This is a genomic window from Actinoplanes sp. NPDC051513 (assembly GCF_044454685.1).
In the GTDB taxonomy this organism is placed as follows: domain Bacteria; phylum Actinomycetota; class Actinomycetes; order Mycobacteriales; family Micromonosporaceae; genus Actinoplanes.
The window spans coordinates 1-10,894 of sequence record NZ_JBITDW010000021.1; the positions used below are offsets into that span (position 1 = coordinate 1).

The 10,894-nt window shown below is 68.8% G+C and carries 10 protein-coding genes and 1 pseudogene; 8 read left to right on the forward strand and 3 right to left on the reverse strand.

Annotated elements, in window-relative coordinates:
- Positions 1-123: 123 nt before the first annotated feature.
- A pseudogene (locus ACIA5D_RS39630) lies at positions 124-933 on the forward strand (IS1634 family transposase); the annotation flags it as partial.
- A gap of 230 nt (positions 934-1,163) precedes the next feature.
- Here ACIA5D_RS39630 and ACIA5D_RS39635 read toward each other — a convergent pair.
- Entirely contained in the window at positions 1,164-1,700 is a 537-nt protein-coding gene (locus tag ACIA5D_RS39635) for a hypothetical protein (RefSeq protein ID WP_396035657.1), read from the reverse strand.
- Positions 1,701-2,293: 593 nt separating this feature from the next.
- On the opposite strand from ACIA5D_RS39635, the gene ACIA5D_RS39640 reads away from it, so the two are divergent.
- Positions 2,294-2,896 (forward strand): DUF5317 family protein, encoded by a 603-nt coding sequence (locus tag ACIA5D_RS39640; protein ID WP_396035658.1) that lies wholly within the window; start codon positions 2,294-2,296, stop codon positions 2,894-2,896.
- 591 nt (positions 2,897-3,487) lie between these two features.
- Here the strand turns inward: ACIA5D_RS39640 and ACIA5D_RS39645 are convergent.
- Positions 3,488-4,597: an endonuclease/exonuclease/phosphatase family protein gene (locus tag ACIA5D_RS39645; RefSeq protein ID WP_396035659.1), complete on the reverse strand. Its 1,110-nt coding sequence runs from the start codon at positions 4,595-4,597 to the stop codon at positions 3,488-3,490.
- A 78-nt stretch (positions 4,598-4,675) separates the two neighbouring features.
- Complete coding sequence (locus ACIA5D_RS39650; protein WP_396035660.1) at positions 4,676-5,119, reverse strand: MarR family winged helix-turn-helix transcriptional regulator; 444 nt, start codon at positions 5,117-5,119, stop codon at positions 4,676-4,678.
- Positions 5,120-5,205: 86 nt separating this feature from the next.
- On the opposite strand from ACIA5D_RS39650, the gene ACIA5D_RS39655 reads away from it, so the two are divergent.
- The 6 genes from ACIA5D_RS39655 (at position 5,206) to ACIA5D_RS39680 (ending at position 10,875) form a co-directional block, all read left to right on the forward strand.
- A complete protein-coding gene (locus tag ACIA5D_RS39655) occupies positions 5,206-5,400 on the forward strand; it encodes a hypothetical protein (RefSeq protein ID WP_396035661.1) in 195 nt (64 codons plus the stop codon).
- 105 nt (positions 5,401-5,505) lie between these two features.
- Positions 5,506-6,747, forward strand: coding sequence for an acyltransferase family protein (locus ACIA5D_RS39660; protein ID WP_396035662.1), 1,242 nt, complete (start codon positions 5,506-5,508; stop codon positions 6,745-6,747).
- Positions 6,748-6,966: 219 nt separating this feature from the next.
- Positions 6,967-7,854 (forward strand): hypothetical protein, encoded by an 888-nt coding sequence (locus ACIA5D_RS39665; protein WP_396035663.1) that lies wholly within the window; start codon positions 6,967-6,969, stop codon positions 7,852-7,854.
- A 2-nt stretch (positions 7,855-7,856) separates the two neighbouring features.
- Positions 7,857-9,050: a serine hydrolase domain-containing protein gene (locus tag ACIA5D_RS39670; RefSeq protein ID WP_396035664.1), complete on the forward strand. Its 1,194-nt coding sequence runs from the start codon at positions 7,857-7,859 to the stop codon at positions 9,048-9,050.
- A 361-nt stretch (positions 9,051-9,411) separates the two neighbouring features.
- The gene (locus ACIA5D_RS39675; protein WP_396035665.1) at positions 9,412-10,050 is read left to right on the forward strand and encodes a hypothetical protein; all 639 of its coding nucleotides are present in this window, start codon (positions 9,412-9,414) and stop codon (positions 10,048-10,050) included.
- Positions 10,051-10,218: 168 nt separating this feature from the next.
- The gene (locus ACIA5D_RS39680; RefSeq protein ID WP_396035666.1) at positions 10,219-10,875 is read left to right on the forward strand and encodes a maleylpyruvate isomerase family mycothiol-dependent enzyme; all 657 of its coding nucleotides are present in this window, start codon (positions 10,219-10,221) and stop codon (positions 10,873-10,875) included.
- Positions 10,876-10,894 lie beyond the last annotated feature (19 nt).

The following is a 10,894-nucleotide window of genomic DNA, read 5'->3' on the forward strand; positions in this document are numbered from 1 at the left end:
CGCCGGCCCCGCGCACCCCAACTGCCCGACCAAGCCTGGATCAACCAGCCAGCAACACAGGCACAAACCGTCTCAATTTGACTTGACAAATACCGGAGTGCTCGCCGCAGCGCGGTTTCTACTATCACCGGTCGCGGCACCCGGCCGGGCAGCCGATCGTGGCGGGCTGGGTCGGCGCACGACGAGACGCAGCTGGCGGTGTTGAGGGCGTTGGCCCGGCAACGGCTGGCGGCTGGTCAGGGCGAGTTGGACCTGGGGTTGGACGACAGCCCGGACGCGGGCGGCCCGTTGGAGATCACCAGCACCCGGATGGGCCACCTGTGGGACGCGCTGTGCCGCGGATTCGATTGTCTGGGGTTCGCCGCGGCGACCGGCGGTGACGAAGTATTCCGGCAGCTGGTGCTGGCCCGGATCATCGAGCCGACCAGCAAGCAGGACAGCCTGCGGGTGCTGCAGGAGGCCGGGATCGACGCGGTGTCATACCCGACCATCAACCGGCGGCTGCCGGTCTACGCCCGGGCCGATTGGCGGCAGCGGGTGGCGGCGGCGTGCGCCGCACACGCCCGGCTCGGACCGGCATCGCTGGTGCTCTACGACGTGTCGACGCTGTACTTCGAGACGGATGCCGGCGACGGATTCCGCGAGCCAGGGTTCTCCAAGGAACGCCGCCTCGAACCGCAGATCACCATCGGGCTGCTCACTGATCAGTCCGGGTTCCCGCTGATGGTCGAGGCGTTCGAGGGCAACAAGGCCGAGACGCTGACGATGCTGCCGACGATCCGCGCGTTCATGACCGCCCATGACCTGCCGGACGTGACGATCGTGGCTGACGCCGGCATGATCTCCGTCGCGAATCAGAAAGCGATCGAGGACGCCGGGTTGTCGTTCATTCTCGGCGCCCGCATCCCTGATATCCCTTACGACCTTCGACAAGCCCTATTTTCCCTGATCAGAAGGCACTTCTGCGTTTCCAGCCCATCCCTTGGACAGCCCTTAACGAAGGGCTGAGGCTAGAGCAATGACACGGTCCGGGTACAGTCCAGCCAGCTCCGAGTCCCATGCGAGCAGCAGCAATCGGCACATGTTCGATGTCGACTACTCGTCGCCGTCATTGTCCAGTCATCCAAGCAATGCGAACTGCCGAAAATGCTGGGACAGCAGTTTCACCTGCCAGTTCGTCGAGAGCCGGGTCGCCGACCGCTACGCGCGGGCCCAGAACTGCGGGGTCGGGTCGGTTGATCAGCCGGTCCGTCGACGGCACCGGGGCTGGAGAACGACACCGAAGGCGCTGCAGGACGGGAAGACTTGGGTGGCGGCCATTGCGACGCCGTGATCTGGGCACCGGTGACTGGCAGGGTGGGCGAGATCTGGTCGAGCAAACGCTGCGCCAGAGTGGCGTCGATCGCGAGGTCAGCGCTGATGCGAACATCGGCCGTGGTTGCCAGGTCCACGACGTCGTCGCTGGTGAACGCATCAGCTCCGAGAGTACTCAGCCGCCGCGCGAACTCTTGGACATTGATCATCTGCAGCCTCATCGTCGGATTGTTGATGTCCACCGTAACCCCGCTTCGGTCGGCGGTTCCTGTGCCCACGTGCGGGCCACTGCGGCCAACAGTCGGTGCCAGCAACTGCGCCAGCTGCTCGGTGGTCCGCAACTCCTCGGTGAGCTGCTTGCGCGCGGGGGTCGGAAGGGGCGTCACGCTCTGTGTATCCCGTGCTGCCCCGCGACGCCCGGAAATGGCACCCTCTGTGTCAAGTGTTGATCTTGTGGGGTGTTCTAGGCTGTGGTTCAGCGGGTCCGGGAAGTGACTTGTCCGAAGTGCCGGCCATGGGGATTGGGTCGGCCGCGCTGGATTGCAGAGTCGCCCCCGCGTGTCCTCCCGGGCCCGCCTCGAGTCGTCTGGTGTCGGCGATCATCTGTTTGTAGACGACGTCGGACAACTGCGTTCCCGCTTCGCATCCGGGTTTCTTCACCCAGATGAAACGCACTCATTTGCCGCCGACAAAGCGCGCGGGCGTCACTCAAGGTGGCCTTGGCCCGGCGATCAGCTTCACTGCAGCGCGCCCGAAAGCCGTACGGCAAATGACCGGGAAGCTGGTTGGCTGAAGGGCAAGCGACCATGTTCTACCGGGACTGAGTATCTGTCGGCGGATCCGGCAGGATACCTGCACCGGATCCCTGGTCGTCCATTGTGTCCGGAGCCCGGGGATGTCGTCTTGGCGATGGTGGCGTGGCATACCGCGGGCTAGAAACGAGGGACTGATCTTCGATTCATCCCCGGGGGGAGGCGCCATGTCGTTCAGCTTCTTCGTGCTCACCGTCGCGCCGCCCGTTGCCGGGGTCCTGCTGGGCTATCTGTGCGGCGGGCGCCTGGCCGGGTTCCGAGCCGTGCGGATCCGCGCGCTCTGGCTGGTCTGGCTCGCCGCGGCCGTGCAGTTCACGCAGTATTTCGCGCCCGGTGTGCGGCACGTCGTCGAGGACGTGGCCGGCATTCCGATGCTCGCGCTGGTCTTTGCGATCGTCTTCGGCTGGCTGGCCATCAACCTGCGCCACTGGCCCGCCGCGATCCGCCTGGCCGGTGCCGCGATCGTCCTGGGCGCGTCCATGAACGCCCTGGTCATCGGGTTGAACGGCCGGATGCCGTACGACCCGGCGGCGTCCGCGGCGGTCGGGAACGCGCCCGGACTCGAAGGCCCGAAGAACGCCCCCGCCGGCGCCGGCACCCGGTTGGCTCCGCTCGGCGACATCATTGCGGTGCCGCTGATCCGCAAGGTGGCGAGCCCCGGCGATGTCCTGATCAGCGGCGGCACCGTCGCCCTGGTCGTGCTGGTGATGCGCAGAACCCGCCGCGACCACGTGACACCCGCACCTGCCGTCGCGCCCGCCACCGTCTGACGAAAGGAGAAGGTCCATGACCACCAAGCTCACCTGGCGGCGCCTGGCCCTGGCCACCAGCACCCTGGCCAGCCTGGCCCTGCTGCTCTACACCGTCGGCGCCCCGCACCTCAGCGTGGGCTGACCCGTCGAGCTCACCTCCACCGCTTCTCAGTCGGCCGGCGCTCCCCATCGGCGGCGGCCGACTCTTCGATCGACAAGGAGAACCGCGATGACCCGTACGCTGTCCTGGCAGCGCGTCATGTTGGCTTCCGTCACACTGGCCAGCCTGGCCCTACTGCTCTACACCGTCGGCGCCCCGCACATCAGCACCGGCTGACCGACGACGAAGCGGCGCCCGCTCCGGGTGCGCCGGCGTTCACGGAGGTACGTGACACGACGTGCGTACGGATGCCGGGATGGAGCTGAAGCGTGAGGAGGCGGCGACGATGCGGTGGTCGGAGGCGGTCGAGCGCCAACCGAGCCCACCGGCGACCAGTTCGTAACACGCTGGCCCGGCGGAGGCGAGTTCGTACGCCGCGGCACCTCCGCCACCACGCTCGGATCGCCTGAACCGCATCACGACCTTCTCGCCGGCTGAATGGCCGGTGGCTACAGGTCGATGTCGGCGTAGATGGCGGCGTGGTCCGAGCCCGCGTGCACGGCGACCGTCATCGTCGGGTAGATGGGCCACAGTGTGCCCCGCTTGCCGCCCCACACGCCGTGGCGGAAGATGCCGCCGCCGCTCGCCGCGTCGAACAACGACGGCGAGAGCAGGATGTAGTCGAGCTTGTTGCGGGCCGTGCAATAGCCGTACGTGCCGGGACGCCCGCCGTCCTCGAAGGCCGGGTGGGCCGAGATGTCGCGCAGGTCGGTGCCGGTCAGCAGCGGCGCGAGGGGCTCGCTTTCGGGGGTGTCGTTCAGGTCGCCGACGATCGCCACATGCTCGACACCGCCGGCCACCAGAGCCCGGTAGATGTCGGCGACGCGCTGAGCCTGGCGGCGGCGGATCGCGTCGGACGCGATCTTCCCGCCGTACCCCTTGCTCTTGAAATGATTGACCAGGACCGCCACCCGCGCGCCGGACGGGGTCCGGAAGTGGTATTCGGCGCAGTCGCGGCTGAAGACCCGGCCGACGTGGTCGACGTCGTCGACGTGGCTCTGCTGGCCGATCAGCGGAAAGCCCGCCGCGGCCAGCACGCCCACGTCGATGCCGCGCTCGTCGTTGCCGTCGACCACCATGACGTGCGGGTAGCGCGGGCGGCCCTCCGCGACGACGCCGGCGTCGGCGAAGCGCTTGAGCGCGAACCGGCTCTCCGCCTCGATCACGCCGACGATGTCCGCGCCGACGTCGCGCAGCACCCGCGCGGTGTGCTCGAGGGCCAGTTCGTCGCAGCGGTCGGTGGTCAGCTCGACCCAGCCGATCCACGAGGCGCGGCCCTCCGCGACCACCGTGACCGTGCCGTCGCGCGAGCGCCGCAACAGCCTTCCGCGGTTCTGCCGCAGCCGCGCGAACTTGGCCGTGTCCCCGCGGCGCAGGCCGAGCCGTCCCAGCTCGCGCAGGATCTCCCGCTTCAGCGCATCGTCGTAGACCGGCTCTTCGAGAAGACCACAGACTCTCTCGTACGCCTCGAGCACCGGCCGCCCGGCCGACCAGGTCCGCTGGTCGAGAGCTTTCGCACGGTTGAACAGGTTCTCGACGTTGAAGGCGGCGATCCGCATCGGCCCCTCCCGAGGGGAGACTGTCGGCAGTGGACATCGGGCGGTCGGTGCAGCGACCGATGGGGTGTCAGGGATGTCTCATCGGGCGGCGGCGATCACCTGGGTGAGCGCGGCGTGCAACGCGCGCAGCTCCTCGATCGGCATGCCCAGCCGCTGGACCACGGCCGGCGGGATCTTCAGGGCCTCCTCGCGCAGGGCGCGGCCCGACGCGGTGAGCGTGATGGCGAGGCTGCGCTCGTCGCCCTGCTTGCGCTCACGGCGCAGGTAGCCGATCGCCTCCAGGCGCTTGAGCAGCGGCGACAGCGTGCCCGGGTCGAGCTGGAGCAGCTCGGAGAGGCGGCGCACCGAGACCGGGGAATGCTGCCAGAGGGCGAGCATCACCAGGTACTGCGGGTGGGTGAGGCCCATGGGCTCGAGCAGCGGGCGGTAGACGGCGACCACGCCGCGGGCCGCCACCGACAACGCGAAACAGACCTGCTCCTCCAGCGCGAGCGGATTCGCGGTGTCGAGTGCGTCACTCATCGGCCGGTCTCCCTTCAGCTCATGCTTAGTGTACCGATAGTTTGTACACCAACGGTTGGGGTACAAACTATTGGTGGAGGTGCGCGATGAACCGGATCAAGCGCTGGTGGCACGAGACCTTCGACGACTGGTTCTTCCGGTCGCTGATCGGGCCCGCCCAGACCAAGGGCGCGGTGCAGGGCTGCGATCAGAGCTCGCGCGAGCAGTGGAAGCGCGACATCGAGAACCGCAAGCGATACACGCGGGAGCAGCGCGAGCGCCGCCGCGCCGAGCGGGCTTAAGCCAACGTTCACGCCGAATTCGCCGTTCCCGGTGTGCCGGGCGCACGCGTGCCGGTAGGTTTCCCTGGCTGCGGAACCGCACGAGGGAAAGGCGCCACCCGCTCCATGGCCGGCACGACGCAACTGGGCCCTCATGCCCGCAAACCCGAGCTCAAGGCGCTGACGGGCCTGCGCGCCATTGCCGCGATCGCCGTGGTCGTCTCGCACGTCGGGGTGCCCAAGAGCCTCCCCGAGCACGTTGCCAAGATCGCCCATTGGGGCTACATCGGCGTGCCGCTGTTCTTCATGCTCTCCGGCGTGGTCCTGGCGTACAACTATCCCGAGCTGCACCCGCGCAACGGGCGGCGGACGATCAAGTTCTACGTCGCCCGCATCGCCCGGGTCATGCCGCTGTACTGGGTGATGATCGCGTACTGCTTCGGGCTCTACTGGTCGGTCAACCACAAGCAATACCCGTGGGCTCTGGTGCAGAACGTGCTGGCGGTCCAGACGTGGAGCCCCGACCTGCTGGTCGCGCAGTCGTACTACAACGGCCCCGGCTGGTCGATCGGCGCCGAGCTGTTCTTCTACGCGCTGTTCCCGTTCCTGATCCCGGTCATGGCCCGGATCGCGAAGCGCTGGGGCCCGCGCGGGCTGGTCCTGGTGATCGCCGCGGTTGCCGTCCTCACCGTCGCGCTGGTCGCCTGGTTCACCATCACCGGCCGGGCCACGCTCCCGGCCGAGAACCCCGCCTCCGGCCACCGCTGGCTGTACCGCAACCCGCTCTGCCAGCTGCCGGTCTTCATCTGCGGCATGGCGATCGCGTTCCTGCTGCCGCACGCGCGCGAGTGGGGCAAGGTCACCCACAACGTCATCCAGACGGCCGTTCCGCTCTACGTTCTGCTCCTCGCGGCGTACCGGGGCGAGGGCTCATTCTGGGGCGTCGCCTCCTACGGCGCGTTCTTCGTCATCCCGTTCGCGGTGGCGCTGCTCTCGCTGGCCTCCGGCCGGGGCTGGCTGGCACGGTTCCTCTCGACCAGGACGATGGTCAGCCTGGGCGTGGCGAGCTTCGCGCTCTACCTCACGCATCGGTGGCTGGTCTGGCAGCTGAGCACCTTCGACCCGGTCGCCAAGGGGCACGGCTTCGAACCGTACGTCGGCTTTGTGCTCACCATCGCGATCCTGCTGCTGATCGGCGAGGGGGCGCACCGCTACGTCGAGGAGCCCGCCCGCCGCGGAATCATCAAGATCTCCAACAAGCTGGCCCGGCGCTTCCCGGCCCGCCACGCCGCGGCCGCGCACGGGGCGCCCACCGAGGTCCTCGAGCTCCCGGCGCTGCGACAGCCGGCCTCACCCGTCGGCAGCTGAGTCGACTTTCGGCGTTCTTCGCTGCGCCCGGCGCCGCCGCCCGGCGGGTCTCGCCGTTTTTTCTCTGCGAATAGCGCCTGGTAGACGCACGTCTGATGCCTAAGCGTAATTGCATGACTGCGAATAGTGACCACCGTATTTGACATTGCCGAGTCGTAGCCTCCGAGTACTACGCACGTGCGCACTTGAAGAAGCCTGGATTCCGACCAGAATCAGGTCATGACGTACGGCAAGAAAGACCTGCCTTACCCCTACAGCCAGGACTTTTCCGGCATCGTCACCCGCGTGAAGGGTGTCCGGGAGACCACCCGGGCCGCCCTGGTGAACTCGTTGAAGGTCGCTTCGTACCTCAAGGCCGGGGCGAATCTCGTCGAGCGCCACCTCGGCGCCCCCAAGGTGGTCACCCCGAGCGGCGACGGCTGCAAGGAGTACTGGTCCGGTCTGAACTTCTTGTCGGAACGGGCGCTCTCCCGCGAGGTGGCCAACCTCGAGGAGCCGTTCCTGCGTCAGCGCGGCACCGGGCCGTACCGCTCGACCTGGGCCAGCCACGACGACTACCTGAACGACCTGCTGGCGTTCCTGTTCCACGCCATGAACTACGACCCCCAGTACGGTGCCGAACTGGAGACCCGTGGCGACTGGCTGGCCAGCGACGACAGCTTCGTCGACGCCGTCGACCGCTCGATCCTGCACGAGATCATGGCGATCTGCCGCATGCCGCTGTTCCGGCTCCAGCTGATCGTCTGCGCCACCGCCGACCGCAACGACGGCATCCACGACACGATCGCCAGCAACTACGCCGGGGCGCTCGAGCCCTGGTCCAAGGTGTACGAGCAGACGATCGCCACCCGTGGGTACCGCTTACGCGAGGGCATCACCCTCGAGCAGTTCACCAACATCCTCGCCGCCATCGTGGAAGGCTTCGCCATCCGCCAGCTGGGCGACCCCGGCTCCGACATGCTGGGCGAAGACTCCAGCCACAACCTCGCCGGCATGGCGATCCTCGGCATGATGAACAGCTACCTGGTCCCCGCTGATGAACCAACTGGCCCCACTCTTCGTGAACAGTTCGAAGGCACTACGCAACCGATCAAGCACGGGGAGTAACCATGACCAGTACCACGGAGAGGCCCGCGACCCCCAGCGCGGCCAAACCCCCCTCCTGGTGGGACCGGCAAGGCGACCTCATCATGCGGCGGCCGTTCAACGAGTGGACGTTCACCCACATGAACTGGCTGCTGCCGACCGAGCGGGTGGCCCGCGGCGAGGTGCATCGGCCCCTTCCCTTCGATCCCCACCACCTCGACCTGACGTACCGGTTCGAGGGACACGACCGCACCCTCGCCGAGCTGCACCGCCGCACCAACACGACCACGTTCGTGGTGGTGCACGGCGGCCGCATCGTCCACGAGTACTACCCGGGCGTCTTCGCCGGGCCGCGCACGCGCATGCAGCTCTTCTCCGTGTCCAAGTCGATCACCTCGCTGCTCGTCGGCATCGCCCTGCAGGAGGGCACCATCGACGGCCTGCACGACCGCGTCGCCGACTACCGCCCCGACTTCAAGGGCACGGCGTACGAGGACGTCACGATCCACAACCTGCTGAGCATGACCAGCGGGGTCGGCGACCTCGAGGCGTGGGACGTGCCGGACGCCGGCATCAAGCGCTTCGAGCAGGCCATCATGGGCGGCGGCGACGTGGCCGCGGTGGTCCGCAGCTCGCCCCGCACCCAGCCCGCGGGCGAGTCCTTCAACTACTCCACCTTCGACACGCAGGTCCTCGGCTGGGTGCTCGAGGCCGCGGCGGGAACGCCGCTGGCGACGTACTGCTCCGACCGCCTGTGGCGCCACCTCGGCGCCGACCGCGACGCGTACTACTGGCTCACCCGGGGCAAACCGCGCTCGGCGATCGGCGGCGGCTCGCTCAACGCGACCGCGCGCGACCTGGCCCGGGTCGGCATGCTCATGATCAACGACGGCATCGTGGCCGGCCGCCAGGTCGTGCCGCGCGACTGGGTCCGCCGCAGCCGCAGCAGCGACCTCCCGCAGCTCGCGGTCGGCAACCTCGGCCCGAGCGGGTACACGCACTACGGCTACAGCAACCAGTGGTGGACGCTCGGCAGTGTCTGCCACGACGCCTTCACCGGCCTCGGCGTCCATGGGCAATACCTTTTCATCGACCACTCGGCCGACGTCGTCATCGTCAAGACCAGCGCCTGGCCGACGCAGGACGACGAGGCCCGCGACCGCGAGACCATCGCGGCGCTGCGACGCATCGCGGATCACTTCGCGACCGCTCGCTGAAACACCCCCCAGATGTCCGCCGAGGGCTCCACCGTGCCTGACACACCCGCCCCAGGAAGGGAGGAAAGCGGCGGCGCACGTCCTCGGCGGGGCAGCCCACCCCACTCTCACCTGGCCGACGGCATCCCACACGCCGACCCCCCGCGTGGGGTGCCGTCGCCAACTTCTCTGTGACGAGAGGGGAGGCAGCGAAGAGGCCTGGACCGGGCGACAGGTCCAGGCCTCTTTCGTATCTCCCGGCCCTGCCCGGTCACCCGGGCGTGCCTCGCCGACGTGACCTGCCGTGATCGGGCCACCGAGCGGGTTAGCGTAAGGAATGCCGAAATTTCAGTATAAAACGGGTAAGGTTGCCGCTGCGCTGATGTCGGGCCTGGCCCTCATGGCCCCCGTCGCGACGCCCGCCGTCGCCGCGCGTTCTGCCCCATCAGGCGCCGCGGCCACTTTGCGGCCAGGAACGCCGCGGCTTCAGGACGCGCTGCTCACCTCGGCCGACCTGCCACGCGGCTACGCGCCGACGATGAGCGGCTACATGAGCACGATCGCCGGCCTGAGCACGGACACCAACATCTGCGACCACAAGATCAGCTCGAACGGCGCGGGCACGACGGCGCAGGCGGCGTTCATCCAGGGCATTCCCGGCCCGATGCTCTTCGAGACGCTCACCGCGACGGGTCCCCGCGCGGCCCGGGCGATCGTCGCCGGCATCGCCGCCGCGCCCCGGTTGTGCAAGTCGTTCGACGATGCCCCCGGGTCCTCGCCGGCATCCGGCCTGGAGCTCACCCCGCTGCGGGTCCCGCGGCTGGGCGACGCGGCGTCCGGCATCCAGTTCCGCCTGCGCCCGGCGGGCCCCATGGCCATGACCATCCAGGGCAAGCTGATCTCGGTGGCCCGCCGCGGCGTGTCCGTGACGATCGTGCAGGTCAACCCGGCGCGCAACGACCGGCACGGGCTGAACCGGATCGCCCTCACCGCGATCCGCAAGCTCGACCGGGCGCGATAGCGAGGTTGCCGAGGTCAGGGCAGCAGGCCGCGGCGATGGCCCCGTCCGTGGGAGTGACCGGCGCAACCCCTCTGGCCGAGCGGGGCGCGATGTGCTGGGCTGGAGCGAGGACGAGCGGCGACGGGTGGAGGGATCGTGGGCAGGAGCAGGGCGGAGAGTCTGCGGTGGATGGCGGAGGGCACGACCCTGCTGCTCGCGGCGCTGGACGCGCTGCCCGACAACAGGCTCGCGGAGGACTGCGCGCTGCCGGGGTGGAGCGGCAAGCACCTCGTCGCGCACGTGGCGCTCAACGCCGAGGCCCTCATGAACCTCGCCACCTGGGCCCGCACGGGCGTGGAGACGCCGATGTACTCCTCCCCCACGCAGCGCGACACCGACATCGCGACGCAGGCCGGGCTCCCGGTGCCCGAGCTGCGCGACCGGGTCGTCGAGACCGCGGTGGCGCTCGACGCCTCGCTCGCCGGCCTCACTGAGCAGCAGTGGCATCAGGCGATCCGCACCCGGCAGGGCCGCGAGGTCACCGGCGAGGAGATTCCCTGGATGCGGGCGCGCGAGGTGATGGTGCACGCGGTCGACCTGAACGCGGCGGTGGGGTTCGACGACCTGCCGGGTGATTTCCTCGAGTCGCTCATCGCCGACATCGCGGGCAAGCGGGCCGGGGCCGGACTCGAGCTCGTCGCCACCGACCGGGACGTGCGGTGGACCGTCGCCGGGGACACCAAAACCGAGGTCAGCGGCACGGTGGCGGGGCTGGCCGCGTACCTCGCGGGGCGGGAGACGAGCGACATCGGCCGCCCGGCGCCGGAGCTCGACGCGTGGCTATGAGCAAACATCATCAGCAAGA